Here is a 22,163-nt window from a genome sequence, read left to right as displayed (position 1 = left end):
TTTTCGACATGATAGCCGTTTTTTTTCAATACAATGACTATGAAACAACATTCTAAAACTCATGTCAATAAAGTGCTTTTCAAAAAAGTTGTCAACGAATTTAACCTTATTTTTAAAAAAGTTAACAATATATTTTGTCATAAAACGGTAGATGCTGAAGAAATATATTTCTCCAGCATCACGCAAAAAAGAACAGATATGAAACTATAATCTGCTCTAAAAAACGATTACATTTATCAAATTTACCTTATTAAATATATTATACATATACTTTCGTTTTTCGTTACATACTAAAAGATAACTATTATAGAAAAAGATTATTATTATGGAACTTCAATTTATTTATGAAAAGTTTATTCAGAGTACTCAATGCGCAAAATATCTTTTACAAATATATGATGTGGATTTTCATCTTTATCAAGCATTGTACATACAGGAGCCTCTTCATCAAAGTATACAATCAGTCCTTCTACGTACTGATATGTATGTTGAACTTGTACAGTTACTTTAATTTCTATTGCTTCTTCATATGCTCTTTTTATTTTCTGAAGCATTTTTGCTGAACATTTTCGTTTCTCTGGATACATAACCATTCCCATAAATCGATTGCCGGCTCTATCTTTCCACATATAATCCCAATGTGGTAAAATGCCTTGTTTAAAATCGCCCATAATTCCCCTCTCCTTTATCTTTTATTTATCCCGCATGAAACGTCCGTTTGGTGAAGGCTACTAATCAATGAGAGATGCCCTGCTGATCAAAATTCTCCTTTATGAACGTGGCGTTTCTGAATATGTATAAATCACTTGCCCGCCTCGCTGTGCGTTACCAATGAAATGCTTAAAGTCTTCTCTATTTACAACAACTTCTCTGAACGTATAAAATACATCTTTCGTAACAACATACTCCTTTATTTCACCATTTTTTAGCTGATCTAAAATTGTATTTGCTAATTCTTTATCCATGTATTTCACCTCTCTGCAATATTTTATTTTATCTTATATTCTATAGGTCAACAACTGTAAATTTATCCCGCTATTTGCAGGTAGTCCGATTGGTGTTGACTACTAATCAGTCGTAGAATGAACAAAAAATCTTACTGATTAACGTTTCACTTTATCTCGTTGTTATGCCATGATTTTATTTTCGTTATTTCGCAAACAATATTGTTTTACTATATGTCCACTAAATATCATATACTAACATAGCTACTTCTCTATATCAAACATTTCGGCATTCAATTATGCAAAGTTCCATACCACTATGCTACAATATACAAATAGAACTAGGAGGGATACTATGATTCGGAAAGCAAAAAAGACAGATGCAATGGCAATAGCTCCTTTATTGTATAATGCTCTGCATGAAATTGCTGAAAAAATCACAGGTAGCACAGTTGAAGCAGAAGTATTACTAGGACTTGAGACATGGTTCTCAAAAGAAAATAACCGTCTGAGCTACGAAAACTGTTTTGTCTATGAACAAGACGAGAGTGCAGTTGGAATTATTGTCGCTTATCACGGTAGTGAAGCAACACAGCTTGACGCACCAATTGTACATCACTTAAGAGCATTACATAAAGATGAATCAATTACGTTAGAAAAAGAAGCTGAGCTTGATGAGTATTACATTGATACATTATCAGTTTCAAGTGCACACGGCGGAAAAGGTATAGGTTCTAAATTAATTGAAGCTGCCGAAATCTATGCAACTGAAAAAGGGCATAAAAAAATCGCTTTACTTGTTAATTTAGAAAACAAACGCGCCTATTCACTATACGAAAAGTTAGGTTATAAAAAAGATGAAATTGTTATGCTAGTAGGGGAACCTTATGCTCATCTCGTAAAACCATTAAACGTCAAAATTTCTATATCTTAAAAAGAAAGCACACGATTTATATAAATCGTGTGCTTTTATGTTAAATTTGTATTTAATATATTTCCATCCATCGCCTCGTGAAACGTATATGTTGTACATCCCCATGGCTCTCTGTGCAAAATAGGAGAACCAGACCATCCCATCGCTCTCAGTTCGGCACCAATCATTACATTCACATAATTATGACCTACAAGAGCTATACTTCCATGTACGAGAGCATAACGATGTAACAGGTAAGCCGCTTGCCTTACCCTCTCTCTTACTTCCTTATAAGACTCAACATCTTTATGGTAGCCAAGTATCCATAATGTTCGTCCAATGAACATCCATACCTTAATTGTGCATTTCAACCACTTCGGAGCAAAAAAGCATGAAGGAACTTCAGCTTCTCTAAAAAGAGAATTTTGCATAAAAGATAAAGAATCCGTCAATTCAGCTGCTGATTGTACAGCACGCCTTTGATCACTTGTTAAGACAAATTTCGCTGCTTCAATTGCCTCTATTGTTTCTATCGGTATTTTAGCTTTTTGTATCATTGACTCGGAATCATACTGTTTCATCCATTCGTGAAATGAATTAATTGTCATCGGTTCTCTTATACGACTTAAACAACCATGACGAATAAAAGAAATCTTCATTCTTTTCACTCTCCATTCATCACTTATGAACTCTATTATGCACTAGTTCTAAACATCATACCACGCAAGAAAATAAAGTTATATACCTTTACATCTCCCCACCACTATCATGTGTTATCGAAGCATGGATACCATCCATCCCATCAAAATATGTACTCGTATCATATTGACGAATCTTTTTTAAATGCATATAAGAAAATAAAAATAAAATTAAAGCTATAACACTCCCCACAAATTCAAACATCATTTTACCGCCTCTAATTTCTCCCACTTCAGCAGGTTATTCTACTTTTTCATTATACCTCGATATAAAGATTCTCGCATTTTTGCTATTTTTTCTAAAAAACATGGATTTTCTACATATTTTCTTACAAAAAGTGAATATTTTTCGAATTTTTACTTTGGAAACATTTACAAAGTAGGAAATATGGTTCAAAATAGGAGGAAATAAAAAAACCCAAATTTATTCTTTTTTTGGGAAAACTGTAACAAGGAGAGTTGCTTATGCAGATCGCAGAAACTGGAGATATCATCGAATTTAAAGGTGGAATGCAAGGCCGTGTTCAAAAAGTAAATCAAAACTCTGTTATTGTTGATATAACAATTATGAAGAATTTTAGAGAACTAGATATGGAACCTCTTACAGTTGTAAGTCATAAAAACTATACTGTCATTAATCAAAATGCATAATATAATAGAAAGAAAGGGCCTGTATACTATACAGGCCCTTTCTTTCTATTAACGATTATCAATTGTTTCCGGATATAGATCGTGGTTCATCATGCGGTAGTCAGCCATTTGTTCATACTTCGTACCTGGGCGCCCGTAGTTGCAGTATGGATCAATTGAAATGCCACCACGTGGTGTGAATTTCCCCCATACCTCAATATAACGCGGATCCATTAATTTAATTAAATCGTTCATAATAACGTTCATGCAATCTTCGTGGAAATCACCATGATTGCGGAAACTAAATAAATACAACTTTAAAGATTTACTCTCTACCATTTTTTGCTCTGGAATATAGCTAATATAAATTGTTGCAAAATCTGGTTGTCCTGTTTTCGGGCATAAACTTGTAAATTCAGGACAATTGAATTTTACAAAATAATCACGGTTTGGATGATTATTATCAAATACCTCTAATATTTCTGGGCTATATTCAAATAAATATTTTGTATTTTGATTCCCTAGTAATGTTACATCTTTTAAATCTTCATCTAATCTTCCTGTCATTTTAAACATCCCTTCTCGTTATACGCCGCGCTTATTTCCCCATACTAACGCATGAAGCTGAGGCAATACTTTTGCATCATTCATCTCTTTACAATTTACAGCTTTATCAATCAGCCATTCATACTTATCTAATAATTTTTTTATAAGCATCGCATCATCCACTGTTTTTGTATCATCGTTTCCTACTTGTAAGAAAAATGGTACCTTTGGATAACGTTCGTGCATCTTAACTGCATATTCAAAATCATGATCATCGAATACTACTACTTTTAAACTAATATCTTTTCCTGCTAGTTTCTGAATAATAGCATCTAACTTATGAAAATCTGTTTTCATCGTTGAACTTGGTGGTTTTGGAGAAATTGTTACCTCATCAATTTGAAGTAACCAATCTTGCCATTTACTCCCTTGCGTTTCAATTGCCGTTCGCATTCCATTTTCTTTTAATATAGAAAGAAGAAACTCAATATTTTTCAGTAATGCCGGATTTCCACCTGAAATCGTAACATGAGAAAAATTTTCTCCTCCAATTGCAACAAGCTCATCCCAAATATCTTCTGGTGTCATCTGTCTAATTTGATCTTTAGCTGATCCATCCCACGTAAAAGCAGAATCACACCAAGCACAGCTATAATCACAACCAGCTGTACGGATAAACATTGTTTTTTGCCCTACAACCATTCCTTCACCTTGAATAGTCGGACCGAATATTTCTAAGACAGGGATTTTACTCATCAAGCATCCACTCCCGTCTTACTTCCGCATAACTAGTCGGCGTCTCAAATAGACGAACAAATTCAACGCGAGCTCCTTTATATTCGTTCACTCGATTCTCTTTTGTTAGTGCTTCTGCCATCTTTTCATAAATCCAAACGACCATATTTTCAGCAGTCGTATTCATTGCAGGTAACGTTTCGTTTAAATAACGATGATCTAGATAAATTTCGATTTCATTTTTCCAAATTTCTTTTATATCTCCAAAGTCAATTGCAAGACCTATTTCATTTACATATCCACTAATTCCAAATACAACTTTATATGTGTGACCGTGTAAGTTTTTACATTTCCCTTCATAACAGTGTAAATGGTGTGCTGCATCAAATGTAAATTCCTTGCTGACCATTACTCTTTTATTATGGTATTTGAGTTGTTTACGCTGAATATCCTTGTCCATTTTTTGCAAATTCTCTACGATGCGAAATCCAAAAAAGTTATCCATTAGTTATTCGCTCCTTCGCGTTCTTGTAGGTACGTATCTAATCCTGCTTTACGAAGTTGACATGCTGGACATTCACCGCAACCATCACCAATGATTCCGTTATAACATGTTAATGTTTTTTCTCGAACAAACTCAAATGCTCCAAGTTCATCTGATAATTTCCATGTTTCAGCCTTATCAATCCACATAAGTGGCGTGTGAATGACAAACGGGTAATCCATAGATAAATTTAAAGTAACATTTAACGATTTCACAAACACGTCACGGCAGTCTGGATAACCACTGAAATCAGTTTCACATACACCCGTTACAATATGACGTGCTCCAACTTGTTTTGCTAATACAGCAGCAAATGATAAGAAGAGTAAATTTCGTCCATCTACAAATGTCGATGGCAATTCACCTTCTTCATGTGTAATCTCCATATCCGTTCTGGTTAACGCATTTGGAGCAAGTTGATTTAATAGACTCATATCTAGTACCGTATGCTTTATTCCTAGTTCTTTTGCAATTTCCGCTGCACAATCAATTTCTAGCTTATGACGTTGATTGTAATTAAACGTTACAGCTTCTACCTCTGCAAACTGCTCTATTGCCCAAAATAAACATGTCGTACTATCTTGTCCTCCACTAAAAACAACAACTGCTTTTTCTTTTTTCATTTCACTCATTCTCCTTCTCTACTATAAATAAGAAGAAAGAACGTTCTTGAACTGTCACAATAAAAAAACAAAACAATACCTAAGGATATTGTTGTTTCCATAGTTTTTTATAGAGGGAGTTCGCGAACCTCTCCCGCGCGATGCACGGAATTTCTTCTTTCATTGACACAGCTTATTGTAACATATTGTATACTAGCGTAAAAATTTCTGATTTTTCCGCTATTTATTATTTCATTTCTTTCATTTTATAGTATGATTAATTTAATCTAAGAAGAGAGGAGGCATCCCACTGAAATCCTTTATTATTTATCTCTTTTTAAATATATTATTCATCCTGATTACAATGCTCGTATATCATTTATTTTGGAATCAAAAAGGGAAACGCTCTCCTAAATTAAATTCAGCTATATTCATTGTACTCTGTTGCCTTGCTACCGTACTCTGTATTACATTTGCAGCAAAAACAAATAATGGTTTTCAATTTGATATGCGCCATATTGTATTAATTGTCGGTACATTAACGGGAGGGCCTATTGCTGGTGGTTCTATCTTAGTTGTATTAAACATATATCGCTTATTATTAGGTGGGGTAGGTGTTTTCCCATCTCTTATCGGTTCTGTTCTTCTATTTATTGTTCTACTATTAACATATAAATTTTTTAATCAAACTTCTAATCGTATAAAAATAACACTTGCTATTATCTACAGTCTCACATACGGATTTAGTTGGATACCCTTCTTCCTTTCAAAGGTTACAAATAAGACTGATTATATACTGCATATTATTGTGTATGAGTTATGTTCAATGCTTGGTACGATTCTAATTTTATATTTACTGCACATATTACAAACTCAAGTTCGTCTCCAAAACGAACTTATAAATGCTGAAAAGTTTCATTTAATTGGTGAAATGGCAGCGTCTATCTCTCATGAAATTCGCAATCCATTAACTTCAACGAAAGGTTTTTTACAACTGTTACAATCAGATACATGCACTGAGCAGGAACGAAAATTGTATATCGACATTGCCATTAACGGCATCGAACAAGCAAATCATGTTCTTACAGATTATTTAACCTTTGCTAAACCAAGCATTGAAAAAGAACAAACATTACAGTTAGAAGAAGAATTACTACATGCATTGTCGTTAATTACACCGCTTACTAATTTAACAAATGTACGTACTCATTATATAAAGCAAAGCACTTCTTTTTTTATCGCTGGTGAAAAGCAAAAACTAAATCAATGTTTATTAAATATTTTAAAAAATTGCATTGAGGCTATGCCAAAAGGCGGTGATCTTTATTTCACATTAGTTCCTGATCATAAGCATATTCAGTTATATATAAAAGATACAGGAGTCGGTATGGATTCAGAACAAGTAAAACGTCTTGGCTCTCCTTTTTATTCAACGAAAGAAAAAGGTACTGGACTTGGAATGATGGTCGTATTCAGTGTTGTTCAAGCTATGAATGGAAAAATTGATATTATAAGTGAAAAAGGAATCGGTACAACCTTTTTATTAACTTTTCCACTCATACAAAAAACGTGATGAAATACTCATCACGTTTTTTCTGTTCCTTCAACTAATTCAGCAAAAGCTTTCACTTTTCCGTGCGGTTGTTGATTTTCTTTACGTGCTTTCCAGGCGCGCTCTTCTTCTCGCTTCTTCTTAGACATGTTTTTTCAACTCCTTCTTTTCTTTCTCCATGTAGTATTCCAAAATAAGAAAGAAAACTATGCACGTATCAAAAAAGAAGTGGTTTCCCACTTCTTCCACTTTAGCGTTGCAAAATTGCATGTTTCGCCTCTTTTAACTGCGTAAGATGTCTTTGTTCATGCAAATCAAGAAATTGAACCCATTGATACAAATTCAGATCATTAAAAACAGGATGCTTTAATCCATTTTCAAATAAATCTTTTTCATCTATAACACTATGAAGCGCGTGTAATAGTTCTTGGCGTGAATGTTCTAGCAATTGAATTCCTTGCTGTTTTTTCATTAAAGTTTCTGTTGGTTGCATTTGCTGAGGAGCTTCTCGTTTATGTGTGCGATCAAGCGTAAGTTGGAGGTCTTTAAATGGAGTCATGTTTCTTTCCTTTTTTTGTAAAGCATATACAAGGGCAGACGTGACAGATTGTTCAACTAAATGCAAGTGGTGTAAAATTTGAATAATGCTCCATTTATCACGGCGTGGCTTTACATTCACTTCTGTGTCATTTAACATTTCAATTTCTGATAATAGCGTGCTTCGAGTAGACTGTAATGAGTTTACTAAACTTTCTAAACTTACATCCATATTAGATTGAAGCATACTTGTTCCCCCCTTTTGTTTGTGAAAAGAGGTGCTCCTTATTAGAAACACCTCTTTAGTATTCTGAATTTTCTTTTATTATCTCATCATTTTCCCATTATGTCGATGTTAAACATGTGAAAAAAAGCGCATGTTTTTTACAATTTTGTGTCGTCAATCGCATGTAACCATGCTTCAATTTCTGTAATAACACTTTTCACACAGCCTTCAGCAAATGGTGATGTTAAATTTGCAACTTCTACTAATTCTAAGAACGATTTACTTCCACCTTGTTGGCACAGATTCACATAATCTTCCCAAGCCTCTTGTCTATTATCTCTTGCACGTTTCCAAAATTGTAGCGCACAAATTTGAGCAAGCGTGTAATCAATATAATAGAACGGTGAGCTATAAATATGCCCTTGACGTTGCCAAAAACCACCGCGCTCTAAATAATCATTATCCTCATAATCACGATGTGGTAAATATTTCTTCTCTATGTTACGCCATGCTGTCTTACGCTCTTCAGGTGATGCTTCAGGATTTTCATATACATAATGTTGATATTCGTCAACAGATACACCATAAGGTAAAAACAGGAGTGCTGAACTTAAGTGAGAGAAGTAATATTTATCTGCATCTTCTTCAAAGAATAGCTTCATCCATGGCCATGTAAAGAATTCCATACTCATAGAGTGGATTTCACATGCCTCATATGTTGGCCAATTATATTCTGGAATTTCAAATTTACGACTTTCATATACTTGGAAAGCATGACCTGCTTCATGTGTTAATACATCAATGTCACCAGATGTTCCATTGAAGTTTGAGAAAATAAATGGCGCTTTATAATTCTCAATATATGTACAATATCCGCCACCAGCTTTTCCTTTTTTCGCAACTAAATCTAATAAATCATTATCTAGCATGAAATTGAAAAATTCATCTGTTTCAACCGATAACTCTTTATACATTGTCTTTCCATGATCAACAATCCAATCCGCATCTCCTTTTGGAGTTGGGTTACCTGTAGCAAACTCAAAGTTTTCGTCGTAATAAGCTAACTTCTCTACACCGATACGTGCTTGTTGTCGCTTTCTTAATTCCGTTGTAACGGGAACGATATAATCTAGCACTTGCTGACGGTAATTAGCCACCATCTCCGCATTATAATCTGTACGGTACATTCTTGCATATCCAAGTTCAACAAAGTTTTTGAAACCTAAAGATTTTGCGATTTTCGTTCTCACTTTAACAAGCTCATCATAAATACGATCTAGTTCTTCCTCATTTCCAGCTAAAAATCCGTAGTATGCTTCACTTGCTGCTTTACGTTCGCTTCTTTCTTTTCCTTGCATAAACGGAATCAGTTGCGATAACGTTCTTTCTTCTCCAGCAAAGTCAATTTTTGCAGATGCTAATAACTGTGTATATTGCGATGATAATTTATTTTCTAATTGTAAATCTTTCACGACTTCATCTGAATATGTTTTTAAATCACATTCTGCTAGAGCAAATAATTGTTTTCCATAATACGCCTCTAATTCTTCACGAAATGGAGAATTAATGAGTGCCTTATAATATTTTGTACCATATCCTTGTACAACTGGAGAGAATTCATCAAAGAAATCCTGCTCCTCCTTATAAAAAGTATCCGTCGTATCAACAGAATGGCGAATGTAACAAAGGTTTCCCATTGTACCAAAATCGTTGCGAATCTCATTAATTGAATGAATGACTTGTTTTTGTTCTTCTACAGTTTTTGCGTTATCAAACTTCTCTAAAGCAACAGTAAATTTCTCTTTTAACTCTTCAATATTTGGGCGTTTATATTCATAGTCTTTAAATGACATGAACGAGCCTCCTCTCCATTACATACCTTTATTATAATTCAATACGTATTCTCGAATCCCCTCTTAATTTTCAACAAATTTCGGCAGTGACTGCCATGAGTTCATTACAAATAAAAAAGCCTTGGATTTATTTATCCAAAGCTCCTTTGGAACATATTATTTTTCATACTTCCCAATTTTTTTTAATAAATCAAGTAATTCATCTTTTTCATCTTTCGTTAACATTTCAAAAGACTGATGTATAACTTTCTCATGCCCCGGAAAAATAGAAGCAATAAAGTTCTCGCCAGACTCAGTTAATTGCGCGTAAATAACACGTCTGTCATTCGGACATGGGATTCTCTTTACTAATCCCTTTTTCTCCAACTTATCTACAACATATGTAATGCTGCCACTAGCTATTAAAATGCGCTCACCAATTTGCTGGAGTGGTTGACCGCCTTTATGATATAGCAGTTCTAATACAGCAAATTCAGTTGGATTTAACCCGTTACTTTGTATAGATTTATTTGTAGTATCCATAACAGAACGATGTACACGAGATAATGCAATAAATACTTTTAAAGATTGAGAAATATCTTCTCGTTCATTATTTGATGTCATACAACTTTCAACCCTTCACTTAAATTCTCAGCAATAAAAAGAAAATACCACTTCATACTTCATGTGAATTCCGAATGAGCATTCACTCATCCATTTCCTCTCCCCTAATATATTAAAAATCATTCTTGAATAAAAACATGACAATTTTAACATAGTTTATATATAATGATAATAAAAAAAGAAGGAGTACCACATTTGAAAGTCAAATTCCAAAGCATAATTATATATATATTGCTTGTTATCCTACCGACAATAGGGATTGGTGCTACATTTTATTCGTATCATACATATAAAATGAAACAGGAAAACAAATTATCTGCTCATACAGTTCTCTTTTTATATAGAGATTATTTGGATCATCATCTTGGTGAAGCAATTTCTGCTTTAGACATGCTTGCAAAAGTTGTAGGCACCGAGACTGGTAATATAAATGGCATTAAACAAATTGTACATGATACAGATGGAAACGATGCACGCTTTTCTGGTCTATATTACGCTACACCAGAAGGAGTCATTACAATCGCATCTGAAGATGAATCAAAGCCTATAGATGTTTCAGACCGTAAATATATTCAAGACGCGCTCCAAACTAAAAAAACCACTGTATCATCAGTCATTACTGATCGCGTTCTTGGACATAAAGCTATTATGATTGCTGCCCCCATATTTAATAAACAGAAGGAGCTCTCAGGATTATTATTAGCTAGTTTACGCTTTGATTACATTTCCTCTTCTTTAAATGCCATTAAACCACAATACCATTTTGAGGTAACTGATAAACATGATGTAGTTTTTCTAACCGATGATAATAACGACACAAGTGATACGCATTCTAATATGCTTACTACCCCACTCCAAAGATTAAATTGGAAGGTCTCTGTTTCTCCATTACCCATTCATCAAAAAACCTTATACCAGTGGGTTGCAATAGAGTGTATAGCTACTTTATTTTTAATGTCTATTTTATTTTTGCTTGCTCAATATATGTTGTTAAAACGTCAAACAAAACTTGAAAGACAACAAAATGAACTACAGAAAATTGAATTAGTTGGAACTTTTGCAGCGAGTACAGCACACGAAATCCGTAATCCTCTTACTGGAATTAAAGGACTCGTCGCTCTATTAAAAGAGAAATATAAAGATGAACAAGATCAGTTCTACTTTTCCGTAATTGAACAAGAAATAGAGCGAATCAATGAAATTGTAAGTGAATTTCTTATTCTAGGAAAGCCAACCGCCATCATCGAACAAACATATGATGTAAGAACAATTCTAAATGAGGTAGCATTAATTATTCAATCTGAGGCGAATTTACATAACATTGTATTCCATTTACATTTGCCAGACCATCCTGTTCATATCCGTTGTTCGAAAGACCATATGAAACAAGTGGTTTTAAACATTACCAAAAATGCAATTGAGGCCATGACTTCTAATGATACACTAACCATTGTAGTAAAAAACAATGAAACACACGCACAACTGCATATTACAGATACTGGAAAAGGGATTCCGCAACATATTCAAAAACACCTCTTTCATCCGTTCTTTACTAATAAAGATACTGGAACAGGTCTTGGACTTGTCATATGTAAACGAATTGTAGAGATGTATAATGGGCATATTTTTATCGACAGTACAGAAAATGAAGGAACGACAGTTCATATCGAAATTCCGTTACACATAGTATAATTATCCTTATCCTATAAGGGTAATTATACTTATTTCATAAAACCAGCCACAAGCATTCGCCAAAAATTATTTGATTTTCCTTCATACCCGATTTGGAAAATAGGTATTTTTATAATTGAAAACCATTTCGGTGTTTGTTTTTCTTTATAACATTGATATTGTAAAATAAGCTTGTCCAATTCTTGACTAACTTGAATTGTCTCCCTACTATTTAGCCCACTTGTTAATCCTAGTTGAATCATTTCTTCACGTTTCATATGAATATCACGTGAAAGCTTTTCTAATGTGTACTTCCTTTTTACAGTAAACATCCATATCCCCCTTATTATACTTCCATGCTCTTAACTTCACTTCTCCATTGACTTGTTTAACTACTTAATCATATGCAAATTTGAAGAATCAGAAAATTTAACATTTTCTCCCTGTAATTTACAAATCTTTACCCTCACTTTGAGAATTATTACAAATTATTCTATCTTTGTAAATACATTCGCAATAATAGACATTTTTTTCATCTTCTTTTTTTATAAATTCTACGTAAACCGGGGATTCTTAATTTTCTACCTACTTTTCTTCGACATTTTTTGTTTAATTTATATAAAAAAGCAAAACATAATGATGATTGATAAAGTGAAACTTTAATCAGTGTTTTTTTGTTCAGCCCCCACTGATAATTAGCATTCACCAATCGGGTAGGCAGTGAATCTCCCACCTATCCAGCCCAATGTTGAGGTGGGAGTCTTACTACCCACAAATAGCAGGATAACAATAGAAAGGAAATATTTATATGCGAAAATATACGATTGCATTATTCATCATTGTTTTGTTTTTACCGTCTTTCTTATTTCCTATTCAAGCAAATGCTCATACGAATAAAGTTGCTATTGTCATTGATGATTTCGGTAATAATATGAAGGGGACTAATCAAATGTTATCACTTCCCATTCCACTCACTGTTGCTGTTATGCCTTTTCTTCCTTCCACAAAAGAAGACGCAATAGCTGCCCATAAGAAAGGACATGAAGTTATTATACATATGCCAATGGAACCTATAAAAGGTAAAAAAGAATGGCTTGGGCCGAAAGCAATTACAACTGATTTAAGCGATGAAGAAATAAACAACCGACTTGAACAAGCGATTCAAGAAGTACCGCATGCAATTGGAATGAACAATCATATGGGGTCAAAAGTAACAGCGGATGAAAGAATTGTTCGCCTTATACTTGCTGCTTGTAAAAAACACGGTTTATTTTACTTAGATAGTAAAACGAATCCTAATAGTGTCGTCCCAAAAATCGGAAAAGAATTAGGAGTTCCTATTATTGAAAACCAACTATTTTTTGATGATGTATATACAGCAGGGCATATTTCAAAACAAGCCCAATTACTCATCAAAAAAATTCAAGAAAAACCTATTATGGTAGCTATCGGGCATGTGGGCCCCCCAGGTGAAATTACATCACGCGTTATTGAAACTTCTATCCCTAAAATTCGTGAGCATGCAGATTTTATTTTCTTATCTGATCTAGCATTATCCCCGCCTCCTGTTTCAAAGTAAAGTTCATTACTCACATATAATCAGCCCTCACCAATTGGGCTTTTACGGGCAATCCGCCCCCACTTAACTTCTTTGCTTGCGCTGAATTTTGAGGCGAAGATCTTACTGCCCACAAATAGCGGGACAAAAAAGTACCTATCTATATATAACAGATAGGTACTTTTCTTTTTAACTTAAATATAATCTACATGACTCACTCTGAATCCTTTTTTCTCTATTTTTCCGATTAATTGCTTTAATTTTGTTTCATCTAACTCATCTGATATATTTACAATAACGCGGCGGATATATTGATCACCGTTATCTAGCGTAAATAGGCCACCGATATTATATGCTTTTAACAATGTCCCAAGCTCTTTAATCGTTCCCTTACAATCTTGTGTTGCAATTGTTAATATATAACCACCTGTTCGCATACCAAATGAATCTTCAATAACATCAAATATATTCGAATGCGTTAACATACCGACAAATTCATTATAATCATTTAGCACGGCTAAAAACGGAAGCCGACGAATTACATAAAAAGCTCTGAAGAAGGAATCCTTTTCAAAAATAAATGCATTGGAATCGTCGAGCATATCTCCTGCACTTACATGCTCTAATCCGCTATTGCATTTTTTTTCTAATAAATCTACTTTATAAATAATCCCTGTGAATTTCTTCTCATCTTCTGCTAATACCGGGATGGCTCGAAATCCCGTTTCGTTCATCATTTGCAGTGCCTCTTCACCAGAATCATTTATTTTGCAAAATGTTACTTGCTGCTTTGGCAGAAAATGATATTTAACTCGCAAAATATGTTCCTCCTTACATGTCAACATGTAATCTATATATAATAAGGAGACCTATATTTTATGAGTGAAATTATTTTTAAAACGCTTTCATTTATTTATTAACTTGTAGCTATATCACATCCATTTTTATATAACAGAGCTCCTTGCCCCCTTAATCATTAATAACTTTACATGATAGTTCATTAAATATTCTATACCCTCTAGCCATTTTTTCGCCTCTTCTGGCGTTTTTCCCCACACAATCATGCCGTAATTATGAACAAGAACTACTCCTCCACCTTCAATGAAATTCGGAACATTCCTTTCTAATAAATCAGCGAATTTTTTTTCATCTTCTACAATTGGAATTGTCATTTCTGTTATACCTTCTTTTCCGAAAACACGCTCCACACTGCGTTTATCGAACGTTACTTCTCCTTCTTCCCCATATAACTCTGATATTAAATGACTATCTACAGTCTGCACTTGTAAAATACATCCTGCACTACTTTTTTTATAAATATCCGCATGCATAAATGACTCTGCAGCTGGTTTTTCTTCATTTTCAAATACTGACTCGCACATGCAATTTACGACAATAAAATCTTCTTCCGAAAATAGCCCTTTATCTCTTCCTTCAACATTTACTAAGAATGTTAACGGCTCTTTTGACGTACATAGCGATAAGCTAATTTTGGTACCATAAAACCAATCACGAAGTGCCAATTCAGATTTCACATCTTTTAATTCATTCCATTTCTTCAGAAAAAATAACATTTCGTCACCCCCGGCATAATATTCATATAAGGTTCGAATCCTTTCTATGTAAAAGGAATATTTTTTGATTATTCTAAAAATTAATTGAATTATCACATGAGAACGCTTTTTTGTCAATATAGTTTCGTGGTTCTTCTTTAAAATAGGCTATTCATATGTCTATACTCTATCTATTTCCTATTTCATTTTGTACATAAAAATACGCTACTCTTTAATTAAAGAATAGCGTATTTTCCTCATTTTTTATTCCGCATTAACGGGCAGCCCGATTAGTGAGGGCTAATAATCAGTGGGGAATGAACAAAACCCCCACTGATTAAAGTTTCACTTTATTTCTTTATTGCATTATATAAAAACTGTGCATATTGTTCACGTGTTACGAAATTATCTCCTAAAAAATTCCCTTCCCCATCGCCTTTTGATATTTTATTATCCACTAAAGCTTTCACATATCCTTTCGCCCAATGGTCATTTGGTATATCTTTAAAATTCTCTGCACTATTTTCATTTTCTTTTAACTGAAATACTCTTTGTAATACTACTGACATTTCATATCGAGTTAATACTCCATCTGGACGGAACATACCATTTCCATAGCCTGTCATAATTCCAGCTTGAACCACTGCATCAATAGCCGTTTCATACATATTTCCTTTCGTATCTGTAAATGCCGTTTTTGGTACTAGATTATTTTCTAATTTTAAATACCTTTGTATTAGAAGAGCTACTTGTCCACGAGTAATGTTATCACCAAATCCAAATTCACCATTTCCATAGCCTATAAATAATTTTTCTTTCGCTAAGTAATTAATTGCTTCTTCTGACCAATGTCCCTTTGGTACATCTTTAAATTCTACCACTTCTGTTTTCTCATCTTCTTTAGACGTATTACCGTCTTTACTTTCTACTACATTTTGAATAACAGACCCTGTAAAGAAAATTCCTGTATCCGCGAATGGATCTTTCACACCAAATTCATATATTTTCTCACCTGGTGTACTCCATTTCACTACACCATTACTATACGTACCGTTATCGCTCTTCAGACGGATTTTCGTAGAAACCTCACCATCTTTTTCATATATAGGTACTTTTACTTCTTTATTTACTTCTGTTTCCTCTAAAAATACTTTTTGATTTTGGACATTAATATAAGCCGTCTTACTTATTTCTATAACTGGTCGGACATCACGGATTTCATTTGCAACAAAACTTAGAAATACTAATTTTTTCAAATTACTAACTGGTGATAAGTCTGAAATATAATTCGCTTCTAAATCAAGCTTTTGTAAGTTTACTAAACTTGATAATGGCGTAATATCCTTTAACTCATTGTTAGGTAAGTGTAATTGTTTTAACTGTGTCATCTTACTTAGAGGAGTAACATCTTTTATTTCATTTTTCCCGATCCACAATTCTTCTAATTGCTTCATTTGCTCAATGCCGGATAAATCTTTAACTTTATTACGTGTTAATACTAAGTCTGTTAAAGGTAATGAATATAACGCTTTAATATCTTCAATTTGATTACCTGCTAAAGTTAAGTATGTTACATTTTTCAAAGCGCTTAATGGAGCAACGTTCGTAATTTTATTATTTGCTAAATTCAAGTAATCTAGTTGTTCCATTTTCGCTAATGCTGTTACATCTTCTATTTGGTTGCCTGATAGAAATAAACTTTTTACATTTTTCATTTCAGTTAGTGGTGCAACGTTTGTAATTTTATTATTACTTAAATCAAGAGATTCTAAATTATCCATCTTAACAAGTGGCGTTACATCTGAAAATTCATTACCACGCAAAGCTAAATGACTTAATTGCTTTAAGTTCGCAAAGAACGACGGATCTTTTATCTTCGCATTCGCAACTGTTAAAGATTTTAAATTTGGCATATATTTTAATGCACTATAATCAAGTATCTCATTCGTATTTAAAAACAAATCCTTTACTTGTAATAACTCTTCTTTCGTAATTGGTGTATTTAAATCTTTTCTATTAAATACTTTTTTATTCACAAGTTCTCTTAATTTGTTATCTGTTATCATATTTTGATTATCAACTGGATTATCCGTTTCCGTATTGCCTGAATTAGAGTTATCATCTGGTTTCTCTGTTTCTTTGTTACCTACAGTTGGATCTTTAATTTCAAATTGAACTTGATATTTGTGATCATATCCAATAGCTGGAATAAGTATATGCATTTGCATATTGTGCTTCTTCTCAAACTCACCAATTTCAAATTGAACTACTTTCGTTCCATTCTTCCTCTTATCTTCTGACAAAACCTTCACATCATGAAATACACCAGGCTGGTTTCTATCTTCTATTCTAAGATATTGAAAATAATCACTATCTTGCATTGTTACAGTGACAATTTTTTTGCCAGCTGCAATCGTTACTTTAGGATCTTTTATATATTGAGAAACCATAGATGGCTCATCTTTTTGGTCCTTATATATTTTAATCTCAGTATCATACGTGCGATCACTCGCTGCTGCTACCGATTGATTTGCTTCAACTTTTAATGCCGCTAATGCTGGAGTAGAGTACGTAGCAAATGGAATTGCTAATGTTGTCGCTACTACTAGCGCCTTCATGTAATTTTTTTTCAAAATAATATCCCCTATCATATATAATCTTTACAATTGATAAGTATTATCAATTATCCACAAATAAATGATAATGAATATCATTATCATTGTCAATGAGAATATTACATTAAATTTATATTTTTAAAGATAAAAAATAAAAAAGCCCTTTATTCAAAGGGCTTTTTTACCTATCGTATGAAGAATTTCACTTTTTTCCTTCTCATTGATGACACCGATTTTTTGCAAAATATTCGCGTACAATACAAGTTTATTATATATTCGTTCTGACATGTTCTCCCTTCTTTCCTTCGACCAACTTTTTTTGTATTGGTAAATTATATGAAAGAGGTGAGAAAATGTGTCCACTTTTTGCATAACTGCAAATCTTTTATTTTACGATTTACAGATAATAAAACTCCCTCCTAAAAATTAGGCGGGAGTTTATGTGCTTTCACTGTATTTAACAAACTGTCCACTGAATATTATGCTTCTTAAGTTCTTCTTCAAAGCTATATGGCATTTTTTTATCACAAATTACGTGTTGAATACGCGAAATTACTGCTATACGATAATTCCCTTTCACGCCTACCTTCGTATGATCACATAAAATATATGTTTTCTCAGCTAATTTCATCATCGCCTCTGACAATTTCGCTTTCTCTAATTCAAAGCTGGAAACTCCAAAACTAGGTAATAACCCATCAATCGAAACGAACGCTTTATGAAAATGAAATTGCTGTATGACTTGCTGAGAAATAGACCCTGATACACGCGAATGCTTTGGAGATACTTTTCCACCTATAAACAAAACTTCACCGTGAAACATCTTTTTATTAATAGAAGAAATTAATTGTGTTGCGACTGGAAATGAACTTGTTACAATCGTTAAGTTTTTACGATGAACAAGGTATGGAACCATTTGAAGCGGTGTACTTCCATCATCAATTGCAATGACATCACCGTCTTCTACAAATGTCGCTGCTTTATAACCAATTCTTTTCTTCTCTTCTATATGTAGCATTTCTCTTTCTAACATTGGTGCCTCTACTCCAGCGCCTGGAAGTTGAACAGCTCCACCATACACTTTTTTCAGCTTCTTTTCACGATCTAATTCTTCTAAATATCGACGAATCGTTTCTGTTGATACAGCAAATTCTCTCGCTAATTCTGAAACCTTTACTTTCCCTTTAAATTCTACCTTTTCAAGAATGGTTCGCTTTCTTTCTTCTCCTACTACAGACATAGCTTCACCTCATTTATATCTCCCTTATAAACGTCCTTACTTATACAAAGCTATAATTTTCTTTATAAGTAGAAACTTCTTCATGAATATGAATACCGCGCTTTGCTAGCTCATCAAAAATCAATTGTGGATTTTCAAAGGCTTCTTCAGGCGTAACAACACCCACCCTATTTACATTTCCATTTGCAATTAACTCTGCAGCAATCCCAAATGGAATACCGACGTTTCTCGTATACGCTCTTAATTTTTCCCATCCTACAACAGAACCATCAGATAACGGATGTGTATGATATAACACATGTCTTTGCTTCTCATTATTTTTCATACCTATTACTTCTACATGAAGTGCATAACCATAAAGCTCTGTTTCTTGCCCTTCTTTCGATTGCAATAAATACTGTGAAATACAATCCATAATGCCTATTTCTTTCCCGTTTATTTCAATCTGATCATTACGCAATATGCCGTAATCATATAAAGCACGTACAAGTTGCATATTTTGCTGTGGCCAAGTTCCTCTCGTCTCTATCAGTTTGACACCTTTATTTTCTAATGCCTTTGCTAGCGTAATCGTTTCAGAATGCGGAATGATATACTGCGTTGCCTTACCATAAGGCTCTGGCAATTCTATTTCTCTCGGACGCGCAAACGGAGGTACTTGCTTAAATTCACCATCTTCATACACTGTACGCAATGGTAAATATGGATCATATTCATATGTCGTTGTCTCTGTAATTGATACAGAAAAAGCAATCGGACGATACGAACCGTGACTTACACGGACAGACTCTACAGTATCCAATTGATTTGCTGCATGCATTGCCATCATTTGCGTTACACCCGGCGTCATGCCAAATCCAGGTAAACATATCTTTTCATTTTCAACAAATATAGCATGCGATTCATTTTCTTCACCAAATCCATTTAAGTTCACACCGTGACATCCTGCTTCTGCAATACAGCGGGTCGACAATCTGTTTAACTTTATCGTCGTACCGTCCATTACAATGTCATAACCAATCATTTTTGCAACCGTATCCTCGTGATCCGTTACATCTACTTTTACAAAATCAACACGAGGGTCGTTGAGCCATTCTACTACTTTACGGCCCTCTACCTCGTTAAAATCAGCTACTGTAATTGTCTCAAAAGATGAAAATTGAACTAAATCCAAAATAGCTTCGCGACAAATTTTACCTGCTCCACCTAAGCAAAACACTTTCACCCAATAACAGCTCCTTTAGCAATACTATCAACTAAGCGATTAATATCTTGTTCATGTACATCACCGATATTTCCAATGCGGAACGTATCTACTTTCGAAATTTTCCCAGGGTAAATAACAAATCCATAACGCTTTAATTCGTTATATAACTGTTGAAACTCGAATCCCTCTTTTGGATAAATGAAAGATGTAATAATAGGAGATTGGTATTCCTCATCTACTAGTGGCTTAAATCCGATTTCTCCCATTCTATTTACTAGTAGTTTTTGATTGTTGTAATATCGATTGTAACGCGCTCTTACTCCTCCCTCTTTTTCTAGTTCAAGTAGTGCTTGATAAAAAGCATGTACAACATGTGTAGGTGAAGTAAAACGCCATTTCCCATTTTGTTTTTCCATCGTTTCCCATTGATCATATAAATCAAGAGATAAAGAGCGTCCTTGCCCTTTACACTTCAATAATTCATCACGTTTTGCGATTACAAATCCGAATCCAGGAACCCCTTGAATACACTTATTCGCACTACTAATTAAAAAATCAATTTGTAAATCAGCAATGTCTATTTCAATCCCGCCGAAACTACTCATCGCATCAACAATTGTAACCTTTCCATACTGTTTTCCTAATTTACATACATCTACAATTGGATTTATAATGCCTGTCGTCGTTTCGCAATGAACAACTGCAATATGCGTAATCTCTTTATCTTCTTGCAATAACTTCTCTACTTCTACAATATTAGTAGGTTCCCACTCTTCTGTTTGACTGACCACTACATCAATCTGTAACATCTCTGCCATTTGCACAATGCGCTTACCGTACGCACCATTTGTACAAACGAGAATCTTCCCATTTGCCGGAATAACAGAACCAATTACTGCTTCAACTGAAAACGTACCGCTTCCTTGCATTAACACTGTTGTATATTTCTCTTCTTCCTTCGTCGCTAACGATACAAGTTTAGCTCTTACTTCTTGCACCATCGTATTATATTCATCATCCCACGTACACCAATCGTATAGCATAACTTCTTTTACTGATTTTGTTGTCGTTAATGGTCCTGGTGTTAATAATAAGTAGTGATTTTCAGTCATGATCCTATTCCCCTTTTATGAAATAATAAGTTCTTGTTTCTCGATATGTTCCATTACGCTTTCGAGTTCCTGCATCGTTTCTATCGTAAAGTGCGCCCCATTTTCAACGAAACGATTGCGAACTACTTCTATTTTTTCACGAAGTTCTACCGAATCCATATTCTCCACTTCCTCTTCCGTTAAACCGAGCTCGCTACTGCCAAGAATTACACCAACTGTCCACATTCCAGCATTTCTACCTTCTTTCATATCTGATACTGTGTCCCCAACTTTTATCATATGGTTCATCGGATACACACCAAGTTCCATTGCATTTTTATAGCACATCCATGGATATGGACGGCCTGCTGGAACATCATCTGGCGTAACAAGAAAATCAGGTTTATATCCTTGTAACGCTGCTTCCTTTGCTACAATATCCATCATTTCTCTCGTATAACCAGTCGTTGAACCAATTTTAATTCCTCTTTCACGTAAAGAAGCAATCACTTCTTTTACTCCATTAATCGGCGAAGCATAGCGTGGTAAAATAGCGAAGAGAATCTCTTCAAATTCTTCATACATCTCCTGAATGTCTGTTTCTGTTGGTAATTGTTGGAAAACACGATTCCACTCACTCGCAATACGAGGCATCTCAGTAAGTGCCCTTACATGATCTATTTTTAATAACCCCATTGGCTTACGAGCTTCTTCTGCTGTAATTGCTACACCCCGTTTATGAAAAATCTCCATGAATACTTCTAGTGGTGCAAAACATCCGTAATCAACTGTTGTCCCTGCCCAATCAAAAATAACTGCTTCAATTTTCATTCTGTCCATCACCT

Annotated in this window: 25 protein-coding genes and 1 riboswitch; of the genes, 5 read left to right on the top strand and 20 right to left on the bottom strand. The window is 34.1% G+C overall.

The genetic code is table 11. The annotated features are described in order from the left end of the window. Positions 1-353 precede the first annotated feature (353 nt). Together NST27_RS06795 and NST27_RS06790 are read right to left on the bottom strand one after the other, a co-directional pair. The gene (locus tag NST27_RS06795) at positions 354-671 is read right to left on the bottom strand and encodes a hypothetical protein (RefSeq protein ID WP_000502197.1); all 318 of its coding nucleotides are present in this window, start codon (positions 669-671) and stop codon (positions 354-356) included. Positions 672-770: 99 nt separating this feature from the next. After that, positions 771-965 carry a hypothetical protein gene (locus NST27_RS06790; protein ID WP_000356684.1) on the bottom strand — a complete coding sequence of 65 codons (195 nt, stop codon included), beginning with the start codon at positions 963-965 and terminating at the stop codon, positions 771-773. A 334-nt stretch (positions 966-1,299) separates the two neighbouring features. Between NST27_RS06790 and NST27_RS06785 the strand changes: the two genes are divergently transcribed. Further along, positions 1,300-1,878 carry a GNAT family N-acetyltransferase gene (locus tag NST27_RS06785; protein ID WP_000619548.1) on the top strand — a complete coding sequence of 193 codons (579 nt, stop codon included), beginning with the start codon at positions 1,300-1,302 and terminating at the stop codon, positions 1,876-1,878. A gap of 35 nt (positions 1,879-1,913) precedes the next feature. Here NST27_RS06785 and NST27_RS06780 read toward each other — a convergent pair whose 3' ends face one another. Both NST27_RS06780 and NST27_RS06775 read right to left on the bottom strand, forming a co-directional pair. Then, complete coding sequence (locus NST27_RS06780) at positions 1,914-2,516, bottom strand: phosphoglycerate mutase (protein ID WP_000703097.1); 603 nt, start codon at positions 2,514-2,516, stop codon at positions 1,914-1,916. A gap of 88 nt (positions 2,517-2,604) precedes the next feature. Then, a complete protein-coding gene (locus tag NST27_RS06775; RefSeq protein ID WP_000461432.1) occupies positions 2,605-2,760 on the bottom strand; it encodes a hypothetical protein in 156 nt (51 codons plus the stop codon). A gap of 260 nt (positions 2,761-3,020) precedes the next feature. Between NST27_RS06775 and NST27_RS06770 the strand changes: the two genes are divergently transcribed. After that, on the top strand, positions 3,021-3,206 hold the full coding sequence (locus NST27_RS06770) for a YkvS family protein (RefSeq protein WP_001165082.1): 186 nt from the start codon (positions 3,021-3,023) through the stop codon (positions 3,204-3,206). 48 nt (positions 3,207-3,254) lie between these two features. On the opposite strand, the gene queF is transcribed toward NST27_RS06770, so the two are convergent. From queF to queC, 4 genes are read right to left on the bottom strand one after another with little or no spacing between them, the layout of a single operon-like run. Continuing rightward, positions 3,255-3,752, bottom strand: a complete 498-nt coding sequence (gene queF, locus NST27_RS06765) for a preQ(1) synthase (protein ID WP_001986050.1) — start codon at positions 3,750-3,752, stop codon at positions 3,255-3,257. 18 nt (positions 3,753-3,770) lie between these two features. Continuing rightward, on the bottom strand, positions 3,771-4,487 hold the full coding sequence (queE, locus tag NST27_RS06760; protein ID WP_000036297.1) for a 7-carboxy-7-deazaguanine synthase QueE: 717 nt from the start codon (positions 4,485-4,487) through the stop codon (positions 3,771-3,773). After that, entirely contained in the window at positions 4,480-4,971 is a 492-nt protein-coding gene (gene queD, locus NST27_RS06755; RefSeq protein ID WP_000368414.1) for a 6-carboxytetrahydropterin synthase QueD, read from the bottom strand. Before queD ends, queE begins: the two co-directional genes overlap by 8 nt. Next, a complete protein-coding gene (queC, locus tag NST27_RS06750; RefSeq protein WP_000711595.1) occupies positions 4,971-5,633 on the bottom strand; it encodes a 7-cyano-7-deazaguanine synthase QueC in 663 nt (220 codons plus the stop codon). Before queC ends, queD begins: the two co-directional genes overlap by 1 nt. Before the next feature lie 93 nt (positions 5,634-5,726). Then, positions 5,727-5,770, bottom strand: a riboswitch (PreQ1 riboswitch). A 206-nt stretch (positions 5,771-5,976) separates the two neighbouring features. On the opposite strand from queC, the gene kinB reads away from it, so the two are divergent. Next, on the top strand, positions 5,977-7,185 hold the full coding sequence (gene kinB, locus NST27_RS06745; protein WP_000964152.1) for a sporulation sensor histidine kinase KinB: 1,209 nt from the start codon (positions 5,977-5,979) through the stop codon (positions 7,183-7,185). Positions 7,186-7,196: 11 nt separating this feature from the next. Here the strand turns inward: kinB and NST27_RS06740 are convergent, their stop codons facing one another. The 4 genes from NST27_RS06740 to NST27_RS06725 form a co-directional block, all read right to left on the bottom strand. Continuing rightward, positions 7,197-7,313 (bottom strand): DUF6254 family protein, encoded by a 117-nt coding sequence (locus NST27_RS06740; RefSeq protein ID WP_000038355.1) that lies wholly within the window; start codon positions 7,311-7,313, stop codon positions 7,197-7,199. 101 nt (positions 7,314-7,414) lie between these two features. Beyond that, positions 7,415-7,948: a DinB family protein gene (locus NST27_RS06735; protein ID WP_000941970.1), complete on the bottom strand. Its 534-nt coding sequence runs from the start codon at positions 7,946-7,948 to the stop codon at positions 7,415-7,417. Positions 7,949-8,085: 137 nt separating this feature from the next. Then, positions 8,086-9,780 carry a M3 family oligoendopeptidase gene (locus NST27_RS06730; protein WP_000008578.1) on the bottom strand — a complete coding sequence of 565 codons (1,695 nt, stop codon included), beginning with the start codon at positions 9,778-9,780 and terminating at the stop codon, positions 8,086-8,088. A 156-nt stretch (positions 9,781-9,936) separates the two neighbouring features. After that, on the bottom strand, positions 9,937-10,383 hold the full coding sequence (locus tag NST27_RS06725) for a MarR family winged helix-turn-helix transcriptional regulator (RefSeq protein WP_000203336.1): 447 nt from the start codon (positions 10,381-10,383) through the stop codon (positions 9,937-9,939). A gap of 195 nt (positions 10,384-10,578) precedes the next feature. Between NST27_RS06725 and NST27_RS06720 the strand changes: the two genes are divergently transcribed. Then, positions 10,579-12,075 (top strand): DUF3149 domain-containing protein, encoded by a 1,497-nt coding sequence (locus tag NST27_RS06720; protein WP_000865053.1) that lies wholly within the window; start codon positions 10,579-10,581, stop codon positions 12,073-12,075. Between the two features lie 29 nt (positions 12,076-12,104). Here NST27_RS06720 and NST27_RS06715 read toward each other — a convergent pair whose 3' ends face one another. Beyond that, positions 12,105-12,386, bottom strand: a complete 282-nt coding sequence (locus NST27_RS06715) for an aspartyl-phosphate phosphatase Spo0E family protein (RefSeq protein ID WP_000495536.1) — start codon at positions 12,384-12,386, stop codon at positions 12,105-12,107. Between the two features lie 476 nt (positions 12,387-12,862). On the opposite strand from NST27_RS06715, the gene NST27_RS06710 reads away from it, so the two are divergent. Further along, positions 12,863-13,633 carry a divergent polysaccharide deacetylase family protein gene (locus NST27_RS06710; RefSeq protein ID WP_001234107.1) on the top strand — a complete coding sequence of 257 codons (771 nt, stop codon included), beginning with the start codon at positions 12,863-12,865 and terminating at the stop codon, positions 13,631-13,633. Between the two features lie 173 nt (positions 13,634-13,806). Here the strand turns inward: NST27_RS06710 and cbpA are convergent, their stop codons facing one another. The 7 genes from cbpA to phnX all read right to left on the bottom strand — a co-directional run bounded on the left by cbpA (position 13,807) and on the right by phnX (position 22,149). Next, complete coding sequence (cbpA, locus tag NST27_RS06705) at positions 13,807-14,430, bottom strand: cyclic di-AMP binding protein CbpA (protein WP_001264207.1); 624 nt, start codon at positions 14,428-14,430, stop codon at positions 13,807-13,809. Between the two features lie 126 nt (positions 14,431-14,556). Continuing rightward, positions 14,557-15,186: a class II aldolase/adducin family protein gene (locus NST27_RS06700; RefSeq protein WP_000896005.1), complete on the bottom strand. Its 630-nt coding sequence runs from the start codon at positions 15,184-15,186 to the stop codon at positions 14,557-14,559. 329 nt (positions 15,187-15,515) lie between these two features. Then, complete coding sequence (locus NST27_RS06695) at positions 15,516-17,816, bottom strand: NEAT domain-containing leucine-rich repeat protein (RefSeq protein ID WP_061661813.1); 2,301 nt, start codon at positions 17,814-17,816, stop codon at positions 15,516-15,518. 421 nt (positions 17,817-18,237) lie between these two features. Next, a complete protein-coding gene (locus NST27_RS06690) occupies positions 18,238-19,020 on the bottom strand; it encodes a DeoR/GlpR family DNA-binding transcription regulator (protein WP_000117670.1) in 783 nt (260 codons plus the stop codon). Between the two features lie 40 nt (positions 19,021-19,060). Then, positions 19,061-20,245 (bottom strand): saccharopine dehydrogenase family protein, encoded by a 1,185-nt coding sequence (locus NST27_RS06685; protein WP_000862175.1) that lies wholly within the window; start codon positions 20,243-20,245, stop codon positions 19,061-19,063. Beyond that, positions 20,242-21,339 carry a 2-aminoethylphosphonate--pyruvate transaminase gene (phnW, locus tag NST27_RS06680; protein ID WP_000138230.1) on the bottom strand — a complete coding sequence of 366 codons (1,098 nt, stop codon included), beginning with the start codon at positions 21,337-21,339 and terminating at the stop codon, positions 20,242-20,244. The genes NST27_RS06685 and phnW overlap by 4 nt, the downstream gene beginning before the upstream one ends. Positions 21,340-21,354: 15 nt before the next feature. Beyond that, positions 21,355-22,149, bottom strand: coding sequence for a phosphonoacetaldehyde hydrolase (phnX, locus tag NST27_RS06675; RefSeq protein ID WP_047385775.1), 795 nt, complete (start codon positions 22,147-22,149; stop codon positions 21,355-21,357). Between the last annotated feature and the right edge of the window lie 14 nt (positions 22,150-22,163).

Origin of the sequence: Bacillus sp. FSL W8-0770 (assembly GCF_038008705.1) — a bacterium.
Classification (GTDB): Bacteria; Bacillota; Bacilli; order Bacillales; family Bacillaceae_G; genus Bacillus_A; species Bacillus_A cereus.
The sequence above is the reverse complement of the archived record's forward strand: the minus strand, read 5'-3'. Positions and strand labels throughout refer to the sequence as shown.

Bases quoted from the DNA above. Each gene is read 5' to 3' on its own strand.
- NST27_RS06780 (WP_000703097.1), bottom strand. From the start codon at position 2,516: ATGAAGATTTCTTTTATTCGTCATGGTTGTTTAAGTCGTATAAGAGAA.
- NST27_RS06785 (WP_000619548.1), top strand. From the start codon at position 1,300: ATGATTCGGAAAGCAAAAAAGACAGATGCAATGGCAATAGCTCCTTTA.
- queE (WP_000036297.1), bottom strand. From the start codon at position 4,487: ATGAGTAAAATCCCTGTCTTAGAAATATTCGGTCCGACTATTCAAGGT.
- queD (WP_000368414.1), bottom strand. From the start codon at position 4,971: ATGGATAACTTTTTTGGATTTCGCATCGTAGAGAATTTGCAAAAAATG.
- NST27_RS06770 (WP_001165082.1), top strand. From the start codon at position 3,021: ATGCAGATCGCAGAAACTGGAGATATCATCGAATTTAAAGGTGGAATG.
- NST27_RS06690 (WP_000117670.1), bottom strand. From the start codon at position 19,020: ATGTCTGTAGTAGGAGAAGAAAGAAAGCGAACCATTCTTGAAAAGGTA.
- queF (WP_001986050.1), bottom strand. From the start codon at position 3,752: ATGACAGGAAGATTAGATGAAGATTTAAAAGATGTAACATTACTAGGG.
- phnX (WP_047385775.1), bottom strand. From the start codon at position 22,149: ATGAAAATTGAAGCAGTTATTTTTGATTGGGCAGGGACAACAGTTGAT.
- NST27_RS06695 (WP_061661813.1), bottom strand. From the start codon at position 17,816: ATGATAGGGGATATTATTTTGAAAAAAAATTACATGAAGGCGCTAGTA.
- NST27_RS06700 (WP_000896005.1), bottom strand. From the start codon at position 15,186: ATGTTATTTTTTCTGAAGAAATGGAATGAATTAAAAGATGTGAAATCT.
- queC (WP_000711595.1), bottom strand. From the start codon at position 5,633: ATGAAAAAAGAAAAAGCAGTTGTTGTTTTTAGTGGAGGACAAGATAGT.
- NST27_RS06715 (WP_000495536.1), bottom strand. From the start codon at position 12,386: ATGTTTACTGTAAAAAGGAAGTACACATTAGAAAAGCTTTCACGTGAT.
- NST27_RS06795 (WP_000502197.1), bottom strand. From the start codon at position 671: ATGGGCGATTTTAAACAAGGCATTTTACCACATTGGGATTATATGTGG.
- NST27_RS06735 (WP_000941970.1), bottom strand. From the start codon at position 7,948: ATGCTTCAATCTAATATGGATGTAAGTTTAGAAAGTTTAGTAAACTCA.
- NST27_RS06790 (WP_000356684.1), bottom strand. From the start codon at position 965: ATGGATAAAGAATTAGCAAATACAATTTTAGATCAGCTAAAAAATGGT.
- NST27_RS06740 (WP_000038355.1), bottom strand. From the start codon at position 7,313: ATGTCTAAGAAGAAGCGAGAAGAAGAGCGCGCCTGGAAAGCACGTAAA.
- phnW (WP_000138230.1), bottom strand. From the start codon at position 21,339: ATGACTGAAAATCACTACTTATTATTAACACCAGGACCATTAACGACA.
- NST27_RS06730 (WP_000008578.1), bottom strand. From the start codon at position 9,780: ATGTCATTTAAAGACTATGAATATAAACGCCCAAATATTGAAGAGTTA.
- NST27_RS06775 (WP_000461432.1), bottom strand. From the start codon at position 2,760: ATGTTTGAATTTGTGGGGAGTGTTATAGCTTTAATTTTATTTTTATTT.
- NST27_RS06725 (WP_000203336.1), bottom strand. From the start codon at position 10,383: ATGACATCAAATAATGAACGAGAAGATATTTCTCAATCTTTAAAAGTA.
- NST27_RS06710 (WP_001234107.1), top strand. From the start codon at position 12,863: ATGCGAAAATATACGATTGCATTATTCATCATTGTTTTGTTTTTACCG.
- kinB (WP_000964152.1), top strand. From the start codon at position 5,977: ATGCTCGTATATCATTTATTTTGGAATCAAAAAGGGAAACGCTCTCCT.